The 20,441-nt window shown below is 44.2% G+C and carries 27 protein-coding genes and 1 pseudogene; 4 read left to right on the top strand and 24 right to left on the bottom strand.

What is annotated here, in order from left to right; all coding sequences use genetic code 11:
• Positions 1–2 precede the first annotated feature (2 nt).
• From MOF34_RS01740 to spoIISC, 4 genes are all read left to right on the top strand, one after another.
• Positions 3–1,004 carry an inorganic phosphate transporter gene (locus MOF34_RS01740; protein WP_268398173.1) on the top strand — a complete coding sequence of 334 codons (1,002 nt, stop codon included), beginning with the start codon at positions 3–5 and terminating at the stop codon, positions 1,002–1,004.
• 109 nt (positions 1,005–1,113) lie between these two features.
• Entirely contained in the window at positions 1,114–1,860 is a 747-nt protein-coding gene (spoIISA, locus tag MOF34_RS01735) for a toxin-antitoxin-antitoxin system toxin SpoIISA (RefSeq protein WP_268398171.1), read from the top strand.
• On the top strand, positions 1,861–2,031 hold the full coding sequence (spoIISB, locus tag MOF34_RS01730) for a three component toxin-antitoxin-antitoxin system antitoxin SpoIISB (RefSeq protein WP_268398169.1): 171 nt from the start codon (positions 1,861–1,863) through the stop codon (positions 2,029–2,031). It begins immediately after the preceding gene.
• Between the two features lie 85 nt (positions 2,032–2,116).
• Complete coding sequence (gene spoIISC, locus MOF34_RS01725; RefSeq protein WP_019714109.1) at positions 2,117–2,254, top strand: three component toxin-antitoxin-antitoxin system antitoxin SpoIISC; 138 nt, start codon at positions 2,117–2,119, stop codon at positions 2,252–2,254.
• Positions 2,255–2,294: 40 nt separating this feature from the next.
• On the opposite strand, the gene MOF34_RS01720 is transcribed toward spoIISC, so the two are convergent.
• The 24 genes and pseudogenes from MOF34_RS01720 to MOF34_RS01605 all read right to left on the bottom strand — a co-directional run bounded on the left by MOF34_RS01720 (position 2,295) and on the right by MOF34_RS01605 (position 20,428).
• On the bottom strand, positions 2,295–3,188 hold the full coding sequence (locus MOF34_RS01720; RefSeq protein WP_268398168.1) for an N-acetylmuramoyl-L-alanine amidase: 894 nt from the start codon (positions 3,186–3,188) through the stop codon (positions 2,295–2,297).
• Between the two features lie 12 nt (positions 3,189–3,200).
• The gene (locus MOF34_RS01715) at positions 3,201–3,464 is read right to left on the bottom strand and encodes a phage holin (RefSeq protein WP_268398166.1); all 264 of its coding nucleotides are present in this window, start codon (positions 3,462–3,464) and stop codon (positions 3,201–3,203) included.
• 12 nt (positions 3,465–3,476) lie between these two features.
• Positions 3,477–3,746 carry a hemolysin XhlA family protein gene (locus tag MOF34_RS01710; protein WP_019714106.1) on the bottom strand — a complete coding sequence of 90 codons (270 nt, stop codon included), beginning with the start codon at positions 3,744–3,746 and terminating at the stop codon, positions 3,477–3,479.
• A 52-nt stretch (positions 3,747–3,798) separates the two neighbouring features.
• Positions 3,799–4,639, bottom strand: a pseudogene (gene xepA, locus MOF34_RS01705) (phage-like element PBSX protein XepA).
• Between the two features lie 44 nt (positions 4,640–4,683).
• Positions 4,684–4,848, bottom strand: a complete 165-nt coding sequence (locus tag MOF34_RS01700; protein WP_003218441.1) for an XkdX family protein — start codon at positions 4,846–4,848, stop codon at positions 4,684–4,686.
• A complete protein-coding gene (locus MOF34_RS01695; RefSeq protein ID WP_019714104.1) occupies positions 4,845–5,174 on the bottom strand; it encodes an XkdW family protein in 330 nt (109 codons plus the stop codon). Before MOF34_RS01695 ends, MOF34_RS01700 begins: the two co-directional genes overlap by 4 nt.
• Before the next feature lie 11 nt (positions 5,175–5,185).
• Positions 5,186–6,934 (bottom strand): terminase, encoded by a 1,749-nt coding sequence (locus MOF34_RS20935; RefSeq protein ID WP_419901019.1) that lies wholly within the window; start codon positions 6,932–6,934, stop codon positions 5,186–5,188.
• A gap of 2 nt (positions 6,935–6,936) precedes the next feature.
• Positions 6,937–7,209 carry a hypothetical protein gene (locus tag MOF34_RS01685; protein WP_268398165.1) on the bottom strand — a complete coding sequence of 91 codons (273 nt, stop codon included), beginning with the start codon at positions 7,207–7,209 and terminating at the stop codon, positions 6,937–6,939.
• Complete coding sequence (locus MOF34_RS01680; RefSeq protein WP_019714101.1) at positions 7,206–7,784, bottom strand: YmfQ family protein; 579 nt, start codon at positions 7,782–7,784, stop codon at positions 7,206–7,208. Before MOF34_RS01680 ends, MOF34_RS01685 begins: the two co-directional genes overlap by 4 nt.
• On the bottom strand, positions 7,768–8,814 hold the full coding sequence (locus tag MOF34_RS01675; RefSeq protein ID WP_268398163.1) for a baseplate J/gp47 family protein: 1,047 nt from the start codon (positions 8,812–8,814) through the stop codon (positions 7,768–7,770). Before MOF34_RS01675 ends, MOF34_RS01680 begins: the two co-directional genes overlap by 17 nt.
• Positions 8,807–9,232 carry a DUF2634 domain-containing protein gene (locus MOF34_RS01670; protein WP_268398161.1) on the bottom strand — a complete coding sequence of 142 codons (426 nt, stop codon included), beginning with the start codon at positions 9,230–9,232 and terminating at the stop codon, positions 8,807–8,809. Before MOF34_RS01670 ends, MOF34_RS01675 begins: the two co-directional genes overlap by 8 nt.
• A 56-nt stretch (positions 9,233–9,288) precedes the next feature.
• Positions 9,289–9,555, bottom strand: a complete 267-nt coding sequence (locus MOF34_RS01665) for a DUF2577 family protein (protein WP_019714098.1) — start codon at positions 9,553–9,555, stop codon at positions 9,289–9,291.
• Positions 9,552–10,532, bottom strand: coding sequence for an XkdQ/YqbQ family protein (locus MOF34_RS01660; protein ID WP_268398160.1), 981 nt, complete (start codon positions 10,530–10,532; stop codon positions 9,552–9,554). The genes MOF34_RS01665 and MOF34_RS01660 overlap by 4 nt, the downstream gene beginning before the upstream one ends.
• A gap of 15 nt (positions 10,533–10,547) precedes the next feature.
• Positions 10,548–11,207, bottom strand: a complete 660-nt coding sequence (locus MOF34_RS01655; protein WP_019714096.1) for a LysM peptidoglycan-binding domain-containing protein — start codon at positions 11,205–11,207, stop codon at positions 10,548–10,550.
• Entirely contained in the window at positions 11,200–15,966 is a 4,767-nt protein-coding gene (locus MOF34_RS01650) for a transglycosylase SLT domain-containing protein (protein WP_268398158.1), read from the bottom strand. The genes MOF34_RS01655 and MOF34_RS01650 overlap by 8 nt, the downstream gene beginning before the upstream one ends.
• Complete coding sequence (locus MOF34_RS01645; protein ID WP_003220596.1) at positions 15,967–16,107, bottom strand: hypothetical protein; 141 nt, start codon at positions 16,105–16,107, stop codon at positions 15,967–15,969.
• A 41-nt stretch (positions 16,108–16,148) separates the two neighbouring features.
• Positions 16,149–16,595 (bottom strand): phage tail assembly chaperone, encoded by a 447-nt coding sequence (locus tag MOF34_RS01640; protein WP_003220594.1) that lies wholly within the window; start codon positions 16,593–16,595, stop codon positions 16,149–16,151.
• A 97-nt stretch (positions 16,596–16,692) separates the two neighbouring features.
• On the bottom strand, positions 16,693–17,136 hold the full coding sequence (locus tag MOF34_RS01635) for a phage tail tube protein (protein ID WP_268398156.1): 444 nt from the start codon (positions 17,134–17,136) through the stop codon (positions 16,693–16,695).
• 1 nt (position 17,137) lies between these two features.
• On the bottom strand, positions 17,138–18,538 hold the full coding sequence (locus tag MOF34_RS01630) for a phage tail sheath family protein (RefSeq protein ID WP_268398154.1): 1,401 nt from the start codon (positions 18,536–18,538) through the stop codon (positions 17,138–17,140).
• Positions 18,535–18,753 carry a hypothetical protein gene (locus MOF34_RS01625; protein ID WP_268398153.1) on the bottom strand — a complete coding sequence of 73 codons (219 nt, stop codon included), beginning with the start codon at positions 18,751–18,753 and terminating at the stop codon, positions 18,535–18,537. The genes MOF34_RS01630 and MOF34_RS01625 overlap by 4 nt, the downstream gene beginning before the upstream one ends.
• A gap of 3 nt (positions 18,754–18,756) precedes the next feature.
• A complete protein-coding gene (locus MOF34_RS01620) occupies positions 18,757–19,197 on the bottom strand; it encodes a phage tail terminator family protein (RefSeq protein WP_268398151.1) in 441 nt (146 codons plus the stop codon).
• Positions 19,198–19,209: 12 nt separating this feature from the next.
• The gene (locus MOF34_RS01615; RefSeq protein ID WP_019714092.1) at positions 19,210–19,695 is read right to left on the bottom strand and encodes an HK97 gp10 family phage protein; all 486 of its coding nucleotides are present in this window, start codon (positions 19,693–19,695) and stop codon (positions 19,210–19,212) included.
• A complete protein-coding gene (locus MOF34_RS01610) occupies positions 19,692–20,048 on the bottom strand; it encodes a YqbH/XkdH family protein (RefSeq protein WP_268398149.1) in 357 nt (118 codons plus the stop codon). The genes MOF34_RS01615 and MOF34_RS01610 overlap by 4 nt, the downstream gene beginning before the upstream one ends.
• Complete coding sequence (locus MOF34_RS01605) at positions 20,045–20,428, bottom strand: DUF3199 family protein (RefSeq protein ID WP_003220581.1); 384 nt, start codon at positions 20,426–20,428, stop codon at positions 20,045–20,047. Before MOF34_RS01605 ends, MOF34_RS01610 begins: the two co-directional genes overlap by 4 nt.
• Positions 20,429–20,441: the final 13 nt, after the last annotated feature.

Raw genomic sequence — 20,441 nt, 5'->3', positions numbered from 1 at the left:
AAATGGATATTTTATTAATTTTAACGATACTAATAGTCATTTGTGCTCTGGCGTTTGACTTCATCAATGGGTTTCATGATACGGCGAACGCAATTGCGACTTCAGTATCGACAAAAGCGCTGAAACCGCGCCATGCCATTATAATGGCGGCTGTGATGAACTTTATCGGCGCAATGACATTTACAGGTGTTGCCAAAACCATTACAAAAGACATTGTAGACCCTTATACATTAGAAAATGGATCTGTCGTCATTTTGGCTGCATTAATCGCTGCGATTGCCTGGAACCTGATCACATGGTACTACGGCATCCCAAGTAGCTCATCCCATGCCATCATCGGAGCTATTGCCGGTGCCGCCATTGCGTCAGCCGGATTTGCTGCGTTAAATTATAAGGGATTCATTAAAATCATTGAAGCACTTATTTTTTCTCCGATTATTGCCTTTGTCCTTGGGTTTATTATTTACAGCATCGTCAAGGTGATCTTCAAAGACAGCAATTTGGCGAAAACGAACAAGCAATTCCGCAGAGTGCAGATTGTAACAGCTGCCCTGCAATCGTATACACACGGAACAAACGATGCGCAAAAAGCAATGGGAATTATCACAATGGCTCTCATTACAGCGAATTTACATACTTCTTCTAATGATATTCCAACCTGGGTGCAATTCGCCTGCGCGACAGCCATGGGTCTCGGAACATCAATCGGCGGCTGGAAAATCATCAAAACCGTTGGCGGAAAAATCATGAAAATTCGTCCGGTAAACGGTGTTTCTGCTGACTTAACCGGTGCAGCTATTATTTTCGGCGCCACATTTATTCATTTGCCGGTCAGTACAACCCACGTCATTTCTTCATCAATCCTTGGCGTCGGTGCGTCACACCGGGTAAAAGGCGTAAACTGGGGTACGGCCAAGCGGATGCTCATCACATGGGTCATCACGCTTCCAATTTCAGCGACACTTGGTGCCATTGCCTACTTTATTTTAAATATGATTTTTTAATGTTACGCCGCTTCTGTCAAAGGAGCGGTTTTTTTGATGGAACAGGAAAACCGGCCGTATCTCCCGAATACAATAAGCAGAACCTATTTCAGATGTGAGGGATTGATGTATGCTTTTATTCTTTCAGATCATGGTCTGGTGCATCATGGCCGGATTAGCCTTATACGTGTATGCCACGTGGCGTTTCGAAGCGAAGGTCAAAGAAAAAACGTCCGCCATCCGGAAAACATGGTATTTACTGTTTGTTCTGGGCGCTATGGTATACTGGACATATGATTCCTCTTCCCTGTTTACTCACTGGGAACGGTATCTCATTGTCGCCGTCAGTTTTGCTTTAATTGACGCTTTCATCTTCTTAAGCGCATACGTCAAAAAACTGGCCGGCAGCGAACTGGAAACAGATACAAGAGAAATCCTCGAAGAAAACAACGAAATGCTTCACATGTATCTCAATCGGCTGAAAACATACCAATACCTATTGAAAAACGAACCGATCCACGTTTATTATGGAAGTATAGAAGCATATGCTGAAGGTATTGATAAACTGCTGAAAACCTATTCCGATAAAATGAATGTAACGGCCTCCCTTTGTCACTATTCGACACAGGCTGATAAAGACCGGTTAACCGAGCATATGGACGATCCGGCAGACGTGCAAACTCGGCTTGATCGAAAGGATGTTTATTACGACCAATACGGAAAAGTGGTTCTCATCCCTTTTACCATCGAGACACAGGGTTACGTCATTAAGCTGACGTCTGACAGCATTGTCACGGAATTTGATTATTTGCTTTTCACATCATTAACGAGCGTATATGATTTGGTGCTGCCAATTGAAGAGGAAGGTGAAGGATAAATGGAACGCGCATTTCAAAACGGATGCGAGCCCCGCGCGGCGAAGCCGTTTAAAATTCTGAAAAAACGTTCAACCACCAGTGTCGCAGGCTATCAAGTCAGCCCGCATACAGCGAGAATCTTCAAAGAAAACGAACGGCTGATTGACGAGTATAAACAAAAAAAAGCATGATCACACTAAAAGGACAAGAGAAAACAGCTCTTGTCCTTATTCCTTTTCTTATAAGGGGTACATATAATAAAACAAACAGAGGAAATTGTCAGGTGATACAGTGAAAAAATTGGTGAGGCGTGTGAAGTTTGTTGATTACGGAAAGTTTGGCCTTTCCGGGTATTCGCTTCGGGTGAAGGAGCGGAGTGCAGGAATTTTAAAAAAATTAAAGAAGAAAAAATAAATCCCGGGGAGAAACTCCGGGATTTTTCGTGCACTGTGAGTCAGCTTAATTGGACTGCGATTTTTGCTTTAGTCGCCGGTCCGTAAATACCGTCGGCGGTTAGACCGTTAACAGACTGAAAGCGTGCAACTGCATCAGCAGTTTTCGGTCCGTAAATGCCGTCAATTCCGTTGTTGACAGCTCCTTTATCAGGGTAAAAATAGAGGGCGGCCAGTGCTCTTTGCACCTGAAAGACATGTTCTCCTGAGGTGTAAGGCGTTGTTAGTTTGATAATGCCGTCAGGAAGCGGATAGAGTTCTGGTTCTTCAGCGTACGATGGTGCACTTACAATTAACACTTGACCGACCTGAATGACATTCGGATCTTCGATATTGTTCCACTCTTGCAGTTGAGCAACAGTAACACCGAACGCTCTCGCTATAGATGTAAGCGTGTCACCTTGTTTCACAACGTAAGTTTGGCTGCCGCCTCCCCCAATTCCAGCTTTAAATGAATCCCACGTATCCAGCAGTCTGCGCGGACATTCCTTCCCAGACCAATACTTATGAGGGACGATATTGGCGAGACTGATATTGTGTTCAGCCATTAATGTTTTGATAAGCCACTGGGCATTTGCTGTTGCTTGCGCAAAATCTCCATCCGCATTTTCACAAATTTCAATTCCGATAGAAGCCCTGTTGCCGCTGCCGTTTCCATCTCCTGCATGCCAGCCGTTTTCATTTAAAGGCAGATGCTGATAAATTTCTGTATCATCAACTGTAAAATGCCAGCTTGTCGCCGTATCAGGATTTTTTAAATAGCGGGCATGCGCCTCAGCATCCGCTCCCGCTGCAGTGTTCGCAGTATTGTGCACTGTAATGTAAAGCGGGGTCATTGCATAGCCTGGACGGTTATTTGCACCGACTGGAATAAAGTCTTGAATAATGTTTACCATTTAAATCTCTCCTTATTTGGTCAGATTGTTTTTAAGTAACAAGTCACGCTGTTTTTTCCCTTTTGCTGTTACATAATTGTTTTTAAACCAAGCAGCAAGTGTCGTTCCGATTGTGAAAATGACAGATCCGGCAGAATAAAGAGCGTCAGCAAGCTGATTAACCTGCTCCTCCTGAATATCGAATGGTGATTTGCCAAACATCAGCAAGGTCTGGTTGATTAATGCAACCAAAAGAAGCACCGTCCTGATGACCGTGCCTTTGTCACACATTCTCATAAAAATCCCCCTTTAATGCTGCAGCAGGTTGTACATAATGGCGATGGCTCCGCCAATGACCCCTGTGCATACTGCTGTAATGATGGCACCTGTGATGGTGCGTTTAATCCACGTTGTATTTTCATCAATTTTGTTTAATTTTTCATTCAGCGTCATGATTTGCTGATCTTGCCGGTCAGACACTCGTTCTAATACGGAAACTCTTTGCTCCAGCGCTTTTTGCTCACCTTTCATGTCTGCAAATTCCTGCTGAAACACATTCACATCTATCTCTTGCTGCATTACTCACTCCTCCTTTACATGCGGATCACCTCCCTTCCGAGGTCCGAAATGGTTATGAAACCGCGGTTCCTTTTATCGAAAGAGTCCCCCCGGTGATACTGGCGATCTCCATGATGATCTCCTTGAAACCTTTAATATTAAAGGCCCACGCCTCAGCTTTCCCTAATGTACTCGAGGCGGAGGACGCATCATCAGATTTCACGCCTCTGATCGGAAATGTCTGTCCTGACACTGATTTCCCCCAAAATTTCACCTCACTCGTTTCCGCTGTGCCGTATACTTCAACGAGTAAATATGCAGCACCCTCCACGGGTAAAGCGGCACCCTTGCCCGCAGTATCGGCATTTTTATGAAAGACAAAGTCAAACGTCTTGCCAGCTTCCACTTTCAGCCGTCCATCGTCTGTTTGATTCTCCGAAAAGTCAATCTGCAAAGGCGCTTTTCTATTTAAACGTACATCGATTTCTCCCGCACCGACTGATTGGTATAATACAAATTCTGATTGCTGAAGATTCCAGTTCACATAACGGAAGCGGTAATAGCGTTTAGAAAGGTACACCCAGTCCGTCGCCGTCAGGACACCCGCTGCGACATTAATTACTGCTGTCGGTTGTCCAAGCACTGTTATTATCGCTTTCTTCTATAAAGAGCGTACCTTCACGATCTGCATACGCCCATCCCTTCACTTTCGAAACCAGAATTGCGCCCAGCCTGTCTTGCCCGAGCTGACTGTATGCCACAGTCGCCTTTAAGACAGCGTTCGTTAAAATTTCTGCTACACCTGACAAGTTCGAAACAGGTGTCACAAAATCATTTTTCCCTCCTCTATAGGGCTTTACAGCTCCGGCTTTTCCAGTCTTATCGAGAGGAAATTCATATTGATACTTCACCATCTTCATCCTCCTTTTGATCTAAAAACAGGCAAAATAAAAAAGCCTTACATGGCTTTACCGGTAATTTCTTTATACTGGTCAGATGTAATCAGCTTTTTGTTCACACCCTCTGCCAGGTCCTCAAATGAACAGTCTTGATATGCGATGGCCTGTTTCACCATATCCGTTGTCGCCCACTCATAATAGAGGGCAAGCACCCAATAATTCATTCAGCATGATCTCCTTTCAAGGAAAGTAATGAAAGCTTTATATCTGACAGCTCGCTCCCCAACGTTTTGTTCAACTCTTCTAGCTGCTTACGAGCCAGCTTTTCTTGGGACAATTCCTGAGCGAGAAGCTCCATCTGATCAGGCGGCTCATACGGCGGGTTTTTTTGTAGCTCTTCCCACCAGGATTCGAGCTCTTTTTGGGTTGGGATTGGGGCGCGCAGATTCCATTTTTCAATATAAGAACCATTGCCGTCATTTCTTAATTCAAAATCTTTTCTTGGAACTGCGTCAGGGTATTTATACATGATTGCGTCGTATAATATCATTTTTGTACCTCCTATACTCTAGGATAGTTGTGCCCGCCAAGTTCAATAATATCAAAATAGTTAATAATACCGTCTCTATCTTGTACATAGCGTGTAGCGGAACCTGAATATCCGACATATACATATATTTCAATATAATCTCCTGCGTTCAGTGGCACTGTAACTGATCCTGTGACAGTTGCATTAAATTCACTGGTGTCATTATTATCTTTTGGGGAAGGCATTCTATACTGATCCATTAATTTATATTTTGATCCGTTGACATAAATATATAGCTCAAAATTAGAATATTGCAATGTGTTTTCAATTATTAAACTAGCTCCGACTAAATACATTCCTGAATGACTTGCTATAAATCTTGAGTTATTTGTATCGTATATTTTATGGCTGTCCTTAATAATACGATTATAATTAATTTTTTGTGTTTCACCTTTTATTAGTTCTTGTTTTCCTGTAGTGCCTACATTCACATGAGCAAACCCAGATATTTTCTCCCACTCTGACCATCCAGACTGAGGGTACCACTGACGAATCCAAGTACCTGTTCCAGCAAAAGAATATGAAAAATTCCCGTTAGTGTAAAAATACTGAGCAAAACGATAATTATTATATTTTTCATTTTTTACAAAACCCATCTTACCTGGATAACCTGTAGTATTCTCTTGACCAATATCCATTAGTGTTAACCCCGGAGGATATTCATTCCCCCCAGTTCTTGCGTCTTGAATTGCACTAGAACCTGTAAGAATGGTTAATTTTTGATTTGAATAGTTTGTATCTACGTAGTTTTTTGCATCAGCTAATGATTTATCAGCCTTTGTTTGAGCATCGCTAGCATTTTCAATTTTATTCCATCCTTGCCAAACTAAATTACCATCAACATAATTTGTAAACATATTATTTCTATAATCAATTGCTACTACATACCCAAAAGTTCCATTGCCATTACTATCAGTTGCTGTAAAATGAAAAAATCCTCTAGTTGATAAAGTAGAGGGGGCATTAGTTGGCTTACCAGTAGAATAGAATGTCCCAAATCTCTCACCAGATTTTACAATTTTACTAAGAAAATCATCGCTATCACCTATAGAAATAAAAACTCCACCTGCATCGTTTGTAATTTTAGACGACTGACCAGCATTCCACTTATTTCGTTCCGCTACAGTAATATGCGCTATAGAGTCTTTAGCATGATTAGATACTTTCATCTCTGCGCCAGCTGTTGTCTCTAATTCAATCCAATTTGACCAGTTACCGTTTAAGAGAGTTTTACGGAAAGTTTTATTATCATTTGTCATCACAATTACATGACCATTTAGTTTACTGTCACAGCAAGTCCAAAATCCTCTTCCTGAGCCGCCTGGTGAATTTAAAGACGTGCCACTATAAGAAAAGTAAGTCAATGTAGGATAGTTCAACAGTTCCGTATGGAAATCACTCGTGATACTGAACATAGGTTGTCCATTATCATTTGTAATCTTAGATAACTGACCGCCGTTCCATTTCTCCCGCTCTTCCTCCGTAATATGTCGCACCAGATCTTGCTCATGCTGGTCAAAGTCCTTCTTTGCCGCCTGCTTCACGTTATCCACGTTCCCCAACCCGATTTGTGCCTTTGTTGTGTTGTGGGGGTTGTTCATGTCGTTTTTGTGGGCGGCCAGGTCTGTGTGGGCGTCTTTTATTCCTTTTTCCCAGCGGTTGACGTCATCTTCGTTGATGGGGTCATCCGGGAGCCAGTCGGTTTTTTCTTCGTATGCCATGGTTACACCACCTCAAAAGTAAATCTGAAATCGAGTGTTCTGTTTTCACTGACGTCCAGGTCAGTCTTTCTTTCTGTGATCACATTGCCCAGCTCGTCGATAATTTGTACCGTTTTGATATGCTTGGTGTCTTCCTTACGTTTTGTCAGAACGGTGACTGTCGCTCCATCAATAGAGAGCTCTACTATTTCTGTTTTTTGTCCGTTAAGCAGCACATGATCAATTCTGTCTTTTAGATCGGCAGCTGTGCGTTCTCTGTATATGGTTGAAATCAAGTTAAAACCACCTCGTTGTTATTAAGGGTGACAGAATAACCGACTTTCAGCTCACTGGCTGTTCGGTATCTCCGGTGATTCAGAATGACTGTATCTTTGATTTGAATCGTCTCATTTAGTCCGCCTCTGAGCGTATACGCCAAATGAGCGGGCTTCATGTTTTCGATGGCTTCAATCAGCTCATTCATGTGCTGAAGGTCATCAACATTAATATCGACGTTAAATCGGTATTCGCCGGGCAGCAGGCGGACCTGTGCAGACGGGTTTTTCAAGAAACGGTTCACCGCCTGCTCAATGGCCCTGTAGGTGATTGGCGGGATGTTCGACATTTTTGAAATGAGCCGCAATCGCCTGATCTCATCGGTGTCACCTGATTCCCGCGGCACGTTTAAAATCTTTTCCCAGCGGCTCAGCCCCCATGTCGCTGTCGGCACAAATAGCTGATCCGTCAGGTCAAAAATGCTGTTATTTTGTTGATCAAACTCAGGCGCTTCCGCTTTTAGCAGCTCTGCCATTTCTTTAAGGCTGGTGAGAAACGGAGGCAGATACGCTGTCATGTCATCTTGTTTGCTCAATGATCTTCACCTGCCCAAGTTTAGGAATTTCCACATCGCTTAACACCAAATTTTCAGAGGTGCCGTTGATTTGAATATTGGAATAATCACTGACTGACGGTGAATTATAGACGATATTGTTAATTTGAGAAAGGCGGATGACGTTGTCTTCGAACGCCATTTTTTTAAAGAGATGTAAAACGCCCTCTTCAATTTCTGACTTCACTTCATCAATTGAGTGATTGATCTCAGGCAGCACTTCGGCAGAAATCTCAACTTCCTTCCAGACAGCGCTTTCCACTGTGACAACAGCTCCGATTGGCGCCTGTCCCTCCCCTTGTCCTGGTTCAGGGTCGATATAATCTTTCACTTTTTGAATTAAGATATCGGAAGCCGGCTCAAGATTCGCATTCGTGACGACAATTTTGACCGTACCGTCCCCGTTCCAAAGCGGGAAGATCTTTGCTTTTCCAACACCGTCCACTTCTTCAGCCCATTCTTTATAGTGCATTTTGTTAGCGCTGACAGCCTCGCGCCGAACCCTTGTAAAATACCGTTCTCTTAAGCTGTCATCTCCTTCTTCCTCTCGCCCCGGGATCAGGATTTCTTTGACAATGGCTGTCTCTAATCCGGGAATGGTATCAAGCGACAGTAAATTGCGTCCGGTCAGATTGGCGTTTCCTGCTTCACCAGGTGTTTCACAGATGAGCGTTCCGTCTGCCGTATATTGAAAATAAAGATTATCCACATAGAAGCGGGAGCCCACAGGAATAGTAATTCCAGATGTAAACTCCCCCGCTCTGACCGCCTTTGTCGCGGCTGTCCGTTCAATCCCCGCTTCCGCTGCACGCCGGTCTAAAAATACGCCTTGCGCGGTATCAGAGAAGACTAGCTCAAGCACAGTATCCAGCCATATATATGACTTCGCAAGCTCGGCTGCCGCCGGGGCTAAGGCATTATAAATGACGCTCCCTTCTCTTGTGTCAATATCTGCGGAGATGCTGTTCAGCATCCGCTCCATAATCTCTTCAAAGGTCTGATCTTCAAACATCTTCGCCAATCACCTCCTCAATCTCAAGCATCCCTTCATCTGTCTCCACCAAAAAGGAAACATGAAACGCATCGCCTTGTTTTTCTATCTCAAAATCGGTTACAGCAGATATTCGGTCATCATAAACTAACGCCTCTTCTATCAGCCTCGGAATCTCCATCTTTTTATAGGCATCAGTCGTATCATGATCTGTAAGCACGTCCTGAAGCTCATTTCCGACATTATGGCTGTATATGGAATACGCATAACGTTCTGTTTGTAAGGCGATATACACAAACTGTTTGATCGCTTCTAGCCCGGTAATCAGCTCATTTGTAATTCTTCCGTTTTCAAAATCTATTTTGTATGTTTTAGAGGTTTCAATGACTTCGCTCTCATCTTCAAAATCCTCAAACTCCACTTCTGGTGTCAGGGCCATGATGCCCACTCCTTTATACAAGCTAAATAAAAGCCCCTTCATGCGAAGCGGTTTGTCTATACTTTATCTAAAATAAAAAACGATTGCCCTCCAGTCAGAGCCGCGGTCATGACGCGATCCCCCGGTTCGAGTGCATCGTCTCCTCCGGACTGCATCCGTTTTGGGATGATGATGGCGTCAGCCGGTATGATCAGTTTGCTGTTTTCTTTTAATTTGATTTCCACAGGAGAAACCGAAACAACCTCAGCCGGCAGCAGCTCCACCGGAGACTCAGCATCAACTGCGCCGACGGCCAAATGTTTAATAGCCTCACTCAATCTCATGATGAAACTCCTTCGGGCATCGTATTCTTTTCGACAACATCAATGGTCATCGTATGTTTCGTTCCTTTAAACTCGTGCCGGTCCGTATCTACCCAATAGGTTTTCTTGATCCCGGCCTCCGGAATGGAAATATAGACAGGCAAGCCGCTTTGCACTTCCGGGATGCCGACTGCCTGAATATTTTTCAGTTCTTTTTTCACGCCCTTTTTTTCTGCAAGGCGCACATCTGCCCGTTGCTGAAGCTGAGCCTCGTTGATGTCATCTGTGACTGTTTCCGTATATTGAAGCACACCATATTTGTTTAAGGCTGAACTGTCCTTGGCAGACGCTTTATACGTCTTATTGTCCTTCTGCCGGCGGAGCACCACCCGTGTGGCAGTGTCGTTTATGGAAGTGCTGTATTGGTAGCCCGTGATATTGACGCCGGTTTCCAGCACCCATACCTCTGACGGATCTGGCCAAGCGCGCAGACCGAGCTTTCCTTTTTCCGAATACAGCTGATAATGTCGGCCTGTCTGGCTTTTCGTCTGTTTCAACGCTTTTAATATGATGTCATACAGGGTCGTATCATTTTTAATGACAAGGCTTTTGATCGTATGGCCTGTGTTCGCAATCGAGGCTGTCGGTATCTGGAAATCATTGGAAATCCTTCTGATGATCTGGTCAGCCCGCTGATTGGAAAACACATACACTTCCTGGTTTTTGACCAGGTATTGGAGCATATCATACGCACTGAAGGCAAGCGTATGCTCGTCCGGGGTTCTTGCAAAAACAATGCCCCGAAATAGCTCTTTTCCCTTCCATTTAAACAAGACCGTATCTCCTTCTGTGACACTGTAATACGTCTGGTCGCCCTGTTTGATGACGATGGTCGCTTCAATAGAGCGCGGCGCCTGATAACGATGGCCTTCAAGTGATACGCATTCTGCTACTAGCTCAAGCCACTCTGTATCTTTAATGACGAACAGTTCAATCATCATACATCACCTGTTTCATTGCGGTATCTTTAATTTTTGGCCGGGAAAAATCCAGTGGCCCGGTTGCCTGATATTCCGTTTGCTTCGTTTGATCATTGCTGTTTTATTGGCGTTCCAAATTTTGCGCCATTGCGTGCTGTTCCCGTAAAACCTGCCGGCAATGTCCCATAGTGTGTCTCCCTTTTTTACTGTGTAAGTTTTCGGAGATGACTTCGACGGGCGTTTTGCCTTTGTTTTTTTCTTCTGCTTGATTTTTCGGGGGGAAGCGGTTTTGTATTCTTTTAGTACAATATCAAAATCCCTATCTCCTATCTCATTGTCTCCTTCACTGTATTTAAGGCTTTCAATGCTGCATGTCATATTGATTTTTGTTCCTGTAATTAAAAATTGGATAGGCTTTTTAGCCTTCATCCATTTTTCAATTTTCGCAATGGCATTTTCCGGAGACGGGAGATTTTGATATTCAGCTATCGGCGTATACTTTTTTGGAAAAAAAGAAGAAAATGAAATTTCTTTCGCTCCGGGTTCTTCAATAAACGTTAGTTCACCAAGTCCTGTTATCTTTACTGAGTCATTTTGTACACTATTCGCTATGTCAATCGCTTCAGGAAGAACAGGGAATCGCAGCTTTTCTTTTCCCTGTGATATCCAAAATTCATAGACAGACTTAGTCAAAAGCCACGACCCCCTTTGTTCCAGTGTTAATATCTTTTTGTAATTCATCAAGTAATGCCTGCTTGATTTTCGCTACTAGGCTGTCAGCGTCCTGTTCATTATGGAAATGCTGATCGCCGTTAAACTCAATCTTAATTTCTTTCGTTCCGGCTGTGTGAATCGTTTGCCGGGTTCCAGCGGTAATGGCTGAAACTTGTCCTGAAGAAAGGTCAGACTGGGATTGAGATGGATCTGTCACTTCCATACCCAGAGCTTGCGCCGCTTTCTGAAGGAGATAGCGGCCGCGTATGCCCCGCTCCTCCGGAATGATCCATTCCCTCTTGTTTCCTTCACCGACACGGGCAATTTGTTCTTTTGTAATCAGCCCGCCGTTGGCATATCCAACATACGGCCCGCCATAATTCAAGCTTTTAATCCCCGGCACATTGTTGATCGACCCGTATCTGCTTTTAATATAGCCGATCGCAGCAGCTGCGTTGTGAATCGGGTTTTTAATGTTACCCATACCTGGTGCTTTATGATCATTAAAGGTGCTTGGGATTGTCTGCATGAGCCCTTGTGATGGATGCCCCGCTTTTGCGTTGCTGTCCCAAAGGTTGATTGCGTTCGGGTTGCCTCCGGATTCATGCTGTGCAATTGTCATTAGTCCCGGAAGCCAGCTCATCGGTGTCTTTGTGGCCATGAGAGCGGCCATAATCCACTGTTTCACGTTCCCGCTCATAGCGCCCATCCCTGAATAAGCAGCAGCCAGTGATCCAGCTTGTTTTTCAGCATACTTCTTTACATCTACTGACCCAAGACCTTTGACAACACCGATTGAAGCAAAACGCCCCAAGCTCATCATGACGCGGGAAGGTGAATGGATATCTAATTCCTCACGAAAAGCCTGTTCCACTCTCTTCGCCATATCCTTTGCAGCTTGTTTCACTTCACTGGATTTAGAATTCATGCCTGTCACAAAGTTTCCGACCATGCCTGAACCCCAGCTATTCGATGTGTCTTTTGAACGCAGGAACGGTTTGTCGACATGTGTGCTAACATATTGTGCTGTCCCTGTTTGAGTTGAGTTTTGTCCTTGCGCAAAGCCTTTGACCGTTCCTGTGCCCCATGAGGAAGATTTGTTCACAGTAGCTTGGAACGGTGTTTTAACTTTTGATTGCAAAAAGCCGTCTGTACCAGTTGCAGTACCGTTTTGACCCTTGGCATAGCCGCTCACCATTTGTTTTCCGTAATTTGGTGAAGAAGAAATCATTTGTGTAAATGGCGTATTGATGTTTTTCTTTTTCCAGTCTTCCATTTTGACCGGCTGATTGCTGATGCCTTTACCAAAGCCTTCTGAAAATTGCTGTCCGAGTGTGGACGCTTGGCCTGTAAGATTTGCAGTGTCCATTGATGGAGAGGCTGATCCTGATAACGGACTGGAAGCTGCTCCTCCTGAAACAGATACCGGATTTCCACTGGAAGACGAAGCGGCTCCCATGTCGTCTACGACTTGCATACCCAGCTTAGACGCCGCTTGAGAAAGAAGCATCTTCCCCCGGCCTCGGTTGTTATCAACCGGGATAACGAATTCCTTGCCGGCTTCACCGATCCAAGAAATGGTTGGTTTGGTGATGTAGCCGCCTGTGGCTTTTTTATCCGGATCCTTACCTTTATTCGGATCTCCGCCGCCGGTTACAAAATTAATCACTTTACTAGCTACGCCGCCAGCTTTATCCCAGATTTGCTTCACCCAGCCGAACGCTTTAGAAAAAGCATCTGAAATGGCTTCTCCAACCTTTGTAAGAGGTTCTTGAATATTCTTTTTAAACCAGCCGCTCAGGCCCTTCCAAATGTTCTTAACGGTGTCTATAGCTTTTTTGAAAGCGTCAGAAATCCCCTTGCCTACATCTAAGACTGTATTTTTCACCGGGTTCCAGACTATATCCATGAACCATCCCGATACCGTACTGAACACACTCTTAATTTTAGTCCAAGCGCCGGTCATTTTATCCCAGATTGTGGTTGCCGCTCCGATAACAGCCGATTTGACTGGTCCCCACACATTGCTCATAAACCATGAAGCAACTGTACTGAACACATTTTTAATCGTCGTCCATGCGTTTACAATTTTAGACCATATGGCTGTAGCCACACCAACAACAGCGGATGACACCGGTGTCCAAACATTGTCCATAAACCATGTTGATACGGTACTGAAAATTGTTTGTATCGTTGTCCATGCGTTTACGATGTTTGACCATATACTTGTAGCCACTCCCATAACCGCGGATGACACTGGTGTCCAAACATTGTCCGTAAACCATGTTGATACAGTTCCCCAAGTACCCTGAATGGCTAACCAGGCATTTTGCGCACCCTCTGTAATGCTGTTCCATGTATCATTTAGAGCGCCGGCATCAATTGCCTTCCCTAAACTTTCACCACCGAAAGTGCCGGCAATTCCTCCTACAACACCACCAATAGCGGTTCCGACTCCCGGCACAACGCTTCCAATAGCCGCTCCGGCAGCTGCTCCGGCTAAACCTCCGCCGGCTGAACCTACCTTTTCACCGGCATTATCCTTATTGATTCCGGCTAAGTCAGTAAGAGACAAAATTTCTCCTAATCCCGGTATTCCTTTTGCAGCTCCTTTTAAGCCCTTCAGTCCGCCCTTCAAACCTTTTGATTCTCCCAATGTTTTCAGAAGGCCTGAAAAACCTTTGCCTGATCCGCCTTTAGCTGCTTTTGCCGATTTAGGCGTATTCATAGGATTTGATTTATTGCCTTTGTTTGATGAACCATTTCTATTTTTGACTTTTTTGCTTTTGCTTGTACTGATTCCGGCACAGCAGCATCCGCAAGCCCCGCCCCATTTGCCGCCTGACTTCTTCGATTTAGAACCTGACGCTTTTTGATTCATAGAAGGTTTTTTAGTGCGGTTTGAGTTGTTAGAAGTCGAATTCTTTGTATTGGCTTTTGAGGCTTTTTGTTTGCCTTTACTTCCGCTGGATTTTCCGCCAAACAGTCCTCCAATATCCAGATTCCCTAGCTTTTCAGCAATGCCTTTTATAATCTTTTCAAAAAACTCTCCCACTTTTTCAATAATTTTATCAGGACTGAATTTCTCAAATTTTTTCGCGATTTTTGAGACAATATTATCAAAAAACTTTTCTGCTTTATTCGCGATTTTATCTGGGTTGAGGAAATTGAACTTTTCAGAGACTTTGTCAACAATATTTGTTACAAAGTCTTCTGCTTTAGTGAGAATCGCGTCCGGACTGAATTTACTCACGATATCATCCACTTTTTTCATAAAGGAGTCTGTAAACTTGTCCAGTTCGTTAAAAATGGTTTCTGGGCTGAATTTACTTACGACATCGTCCACTTTTTTCATAAAGGAATCTGCAAACTTATCCAGTTCGTTAAAAATGGTTTCCGGGCTAAATTTGCTTACAATATCAGCTACTTTTTTCATAAAGGAATCTGCAAATTTGTCCAGCTGCTTAAAAATAGCTTCAGGACTGAATTTACTTACGACATCGTCCACTTTTTTTATAAATGAGCCTGTAAATTTGTCTAGCTGCTTAAAAATGGCTTTAGGACTGAATTTACTTACGACATCGTCCACTTTTTTTATAAATGAGCCTGTAAACTTGTCCAGCTGTTTTAGAAGCGTCTCCGGACTGAATTTCGTGGCGATTGCATCCACCTTATTCATGAATGATGTAGTAAACTTATCCAGCTGGGACAAAATCGTTTCTGGACTGAACTTTGTCGCAATTGCATCCACTTTACTCATAAATGATGTTGTGAACTTATCCAGCTGCGCCAGAATCGTTTCTGGACTGAACTTTGTCGCAATTACATCCACCTTACTCATAAATGATGTTGTGAACTTGTCCAGCTCTGTCAAGATTGTTTCCGGGCTGAATTTTGTGGCGACCTCATCCACCTTATTCATGAACGATGTTGTAAATTTATCCAGCTCTGTCAAAATTGTTTCCGGGCTAAATTTTATGGCGATTTCATCCACTTTTTCCATGAATGATGAAGCAAATTTGTCCAGTGCTGTCAAAATCGTTTCTGGATCAAACATGCTTGCAATATCACCTGTATTTCCTCCAGCTGAAGGGGCTGCTTTATCGGGTGAACCTGAGCTTCTCATGCTGTCAATTCTTTTCTGCAATGAATCCAGCTTATCTGACACCTTGTCATTAATAGCCAGCTCTAATTTGTTGTCTTTTCCTGTTAAGGCATCAATACCTGCTGAAATGCGACCGACTGTTTTCATGACGTGATCAATCACGCGTATCGTAACAGAATAACCATTTTTAAGTGCAGTTTCCATATAACGCTGTATTTTTTGCACAGCCGGCGAAACTTGATCTTCTGCACTCAACACGATCGTAAAACCTTTAAAACCTGCAACGAGCTCTCTTAATCGTTCAAACCTTTCTGTTGCTTGATCACTAGCGCCGATGTTAATAGATACGGATGCCGGCAATCCTTGCAATTGAGTTTGAACCTGCTGAATGACAGCGCTGGCGTTATCCTCAGCTGAAATGGAAATCATTTGAGAACCAAGCTTTTTCTTTAGAGATTTTTGTATGCGGTCAATAGTTCTTAAAATAGTTTTACTATCTTTTCGTATATCGATAGCGCTTTTTCGCTGCACCATTTTTCTATATTTTTCAAGCGCTCTAAATCCATTTTGTATCTTTCTTAATTTTTTGCTTACACGGTCTTCCATATCAAATCTTGCTGTCAGCTTGGCCAATTACGATGCCCCTCCTTTCTTTGCTTGTTTTTCAAGGAGATCCAGCTTATACCCGATCAGTCCATACAGCAGTGCCTTAAAATTTCTGGGCGCTTCGTAGAGCGCTAATAAATCTGATGGGGAATAGTGAAGCTCGTGCATCGCATAGTAGAGATACACGGCTTCTTTATGCCCATCTTTTATTAGTTTTTTGCTTCTTCTTCCAGGTCTTCTAATTCATCTTCGAATCCATTAATCTCAATCGCTTTGTTGAGCCAGTTTGCGTATTCGCCTCCTACAGACAGGACACGTTTCGCAACTTCTACCGGGTCAGCCGTTTTGTAAGCTTCTCGAAGATCTTTTGAACGGAAGTCAGGGTAAACGGTTGATTCAACTGCGATTCGGGCATAAAAGCGCTGGCTGTCTAAATCCTTTACACGGCCTCTGCCTTTGACATTTTTATACGTTGTTGTTTCTTTTTCCAATTCATCAATGCGCTCCGTCGTAATCGCTTTAAAAATAAATGGCACGACATTCCCTTTTTTATCAACAAAACGCTTTGAGATCGGCACTTTGATTTCCTCAGCTTCAATTGTTTTTCCCGGCATAAAAAAGGAAAGATCATATACGTTTTCGTTCTTCTCGCTCATGTAAAAAACTCCCTTATCTTTTAATTGATTTCATCATGTGAAAAACAGACCTTTCTGAGAAAGGTCTGCGGTCTGCGTATGGCTGGTTCAACTTTGATTAAAACGTATCAGAAAGCTTTTCAGGCACGTCGAAGTCTTCGAAGGTAAATGGAACTTCTTCCTCTAACGCTTCTGAATCGACATCAAGGCTTGCGATTTTGGCAGAGTCAAAGTTGACGTCGTACAGCGTGACTCGCTCTGTGCCTCGTCCGGAGGACTTATCATCCAGCACAGCTTGCAGCGTAAAGTAAGGATCACTGCCTTTTTTGACATAGTCCATCATCAGAATCACGAATTTTGATGTGACTTTATAGAAGGTTGCTGTTCCAGTTCCGTTTGCCCCTGTTGTTTTATGGCCTGTCATGCGGCGGCCCATAATGTTTACTTCAGACTTGTTTTTCTCGACGTTTGCTTCAAATGTTTTGATATGCGCCATTTCTTCGCCATCGAGAAATAAGCGTCCTTCTTTACCTGAAATCGTGTTTTGTGCTTTTAATGACATATTAGTTTACCTCCACATTAAAGTAGAATTTTTCCGCTGCGTCGACAGGCTGTACAGCCAGGTCAATCAAGAAACCGTCACGGTCTTCATTCATTGAAATTGTGATATCTTCATCAGAATCAAAGCCAGTGATGCCGCCAGCATCCTGAAGAGTTGTCATGTATTGCGTGATCATCGTTTTCACGTATTGAAGTCCGTCTTCAGACGCCGGAATATCGCTTCCGCTTCCTTTTCTTGATTTAATTAAGGCTTTCAGCTCGCGTGTTAAATCATTATTCACAGCGTCCAGGACACGGACGATTTTGTTTTTCGCAAATTTTTTGTTTTTCTCAGCTGTGAACGTAACGAGTGAGTTAATGTCCTTTTCTAGGCTGACAGATTTATCGCGGGCGTCAAATGTGAATAAAAATTCGCCTTTGCCCAGGCGTTCAACTATCGTATCGTGGTCAAGGCGGTGTAACACATCAACGGCGCCTTCGTACTCTACAAATGTAAGTGATTGATTAAAGGTTGCTCCTGCACTCGCTCCAGCTACCCAAGCTGTTGCTTTGTCCGGCGTAACTTCCGTGCCATCTTCCAGCAGCACACCTTCCGTTACGTTGATGATCCCTTCATAGTCACCTGCATAATTGGCTGTGACCCCTTGCACTTTTTGTCCTTGGCCGTCGCGAAGGCGCTTAATGAAAGCAGCAAATGTCGCCTTCAGCTGATCACCTTCCGCAACAGGCAGCACAATCACATCAAAGTTCTCCGTTTCAGCCGCGGCTAAGAAATCTGTATAGTCGGAGTTGACAGGGGCTTTATCGGTACCGCCGGATAAACGGATTCCCGCAGATGCATTCAGTGTCTCAGCTGAAGTATCTCCTTCTGATCCAGTGAGCGGAATTGTCGAGGATAGATCGCCTGTGCCAGTAAAGGTAACATAGCCGTTAGCTGTTAATTCTTCAGCCTTTTTGACGGTTTGTTTATCAACCTCTGATTCATCCATATACGTTGTTACATCAAAAGAAGCAGCATCCAGCACATTTGGATGAATGCGGATGATAATGTCATTTCCTTTTGTTCCGCCATATACCGCAGTCGCTTTGACGCCTTCAGCAATATCAGCAGACGCTCGGACACCTTCGGTTAGACGGTACATCAATACCGTTTTCGCATTTTTCTTTGCTTCACGCAAAAGCAATAAAGACGGATCATCAATGCTGAGGCCCACTTTTTTGTTTAGATCCTCAACGCTCGAAATGGAGACGAACGTTTTCGCTTCGCCCCAGCTAGATGCGACTGGAAGCGCCACGGTTCCCCGTTCACCGAGTGACACCCGCTCCTGCGCTGTCGTTTTAAAGTTAAAATAAATGCCTGCACGTTCTTTTTCTTTGCCTGTTGTAAATGTTCCGCCATTCATGATGACAAGACCTCCTTGGTTAGAAATGTTTGAATCAATTGATTGGCTTCTGATTTCGTCATACGTGTTTGATCCACGCCAAATAAAGCCCCCTGAAGGATATCCGACTTAACGCCGAACAACTCCTTCGCGTGCTCGATCAAATCCGCTGTATCAAAAAGAGCTTCACGGCTCTCCGTATTTACAGCCTTCTTCTGTTGTTTGTTTTTTGCCACCGCTTATTTCACCCCGCTGTTCATGTCGATATCCTGTAAGACAGGCTGTTCTGATTTGTGATAATAATATCGGCTGCTCCACCTGATCACCATGACCGCCTCGCCCCTGTCTCCTATCCTTGTCTCAATTCGGGTAATGCGAACCATATCCCCCGTCTTCTCGCCGGATTCACTGAGCAGCGGAACCATATTTCTCGCTTCTCTGATGGCATCCGCGAGCCTGTCCACTTCATCCAGCGCCTGGACGGAGTCATGATGAAACAGCTTCACATTGAGACTGTAGGTTTTTTTAAATGTGGAGACCGTATCTGTTTCCTCGAAAACAGATGGCGATGGGACGTATAACGACGGCACCTGAAACTGATCAGGCAGCTCACGTTCATAAATGGGAACAGGCCACCGGCTGTACAAAAACGCCATGATCGATCCTGTTTCGCTGTTCATCCTGCTCCTCCTTTACAGCTTCTTCAGCCACTGGCGCAATTTGCTTTCCAGCGATTTTTCAAACAGCTGTTCATATAAAAGCAGCGCATGATCCCAGTAGCTCGTGCCCGGGACCCATTTTCTCTTGAGCGCCATTCCCGTTGAAGCCGCGGGATCATAAATAAACCGCGAGCCTTGAAAATGCCCCGGCACCCATCTCACATCTTGTTTTGACGTCCAATGGCCGTCATTTAGAAATGAGGCGTAATCCAGCTGTGTACCCACCTCAAGCGAAAGCCCGCCGCTTTGCACAATCCAAAAATTGTCTTCTGCATTTTTCTCGAACGAGCTGAGCAGTTTTTCTGTATCAATCGTTTGTGTGCTGATGAGTTCAGATTGGACGATCTCCAGAAAATCTTGCCCGCACTCCTCAAGCCACCGGGACGCCTGACGTGAAAATCCTCCTGATGCCGCTTTTTTTAATGACGTGTTTAGCTGTTTCAGTCCCGCTATTTTCATAGGCTTTCATCCCTGACCGCGATGACTTCCCAATGATGATGTCTGATCCTTTTCGGCAGCTTTAGTATATATTGATGATTCTCCCACATGATTTTATCGTTTACGCGGATGTCCGCTGACAACGGAAAATGGACGAGAAAGCTGTGATATACAATTTGATCCGGCTCCTCCTGGATCAGCTGCTGCGTTTTTTCAGAAAAATAGCAAGGGACATCTTGTTCATCGGGTGTGTCCGGATATGAAATCACCGGCTGCAGCTTGTCTGCCGGAATCCCGAATCGGCCTGCAGACGGTGCTTGCGCCGCTTCATGATAAATGTCGCAGCGGTGAATGAGCATCTGCTGATAGCTCATAAAGACCTCACCTTCAGTCTGGAGGATTCAGGGACGTAGCCCGGTATGATAAACTCTTCGAGCAAATGATACACCTCTGGCCGCTGAATGCCGCCTTCTCCGGAAACCGTGTACGAATAATCCCCCATTTTTTCAGACTGGTAGCTTGATGAGGCTGATTCATCGCTATTTACAAGCGCAAAATACTGGGCAAGCTTCAGCAAAGCCAATTTCGCCTTGTCGGGCAGCGGGTCATAAACGCTGTCTTCAAAGCAGTGGCCCGTGATGAGAGCCGCTTCCGCTTCTGCCTCAATGATATCCTGCGCAAGCAGTTCTTCCGGCCTGTTTTTCACCCGATCATAGACCGAATAGGAGGCTACGTCAGTCGGTTCAATGAGCATGAGCTGACCACCC

Origin of the sequence: Bacillus sp. T17B1, assembly GCF_026796395.1 — a bacterium.
Lineage (GTDB): Bacteria > Bacillota > Bacilli > Bacillales > Bacillaceae > Bacillus > Bacillus spizizenii_A.
Note: the sequence above shows the minus strand (reverse complement) of the source record. Positions and strands in the feature narration are given on the sequence as shown.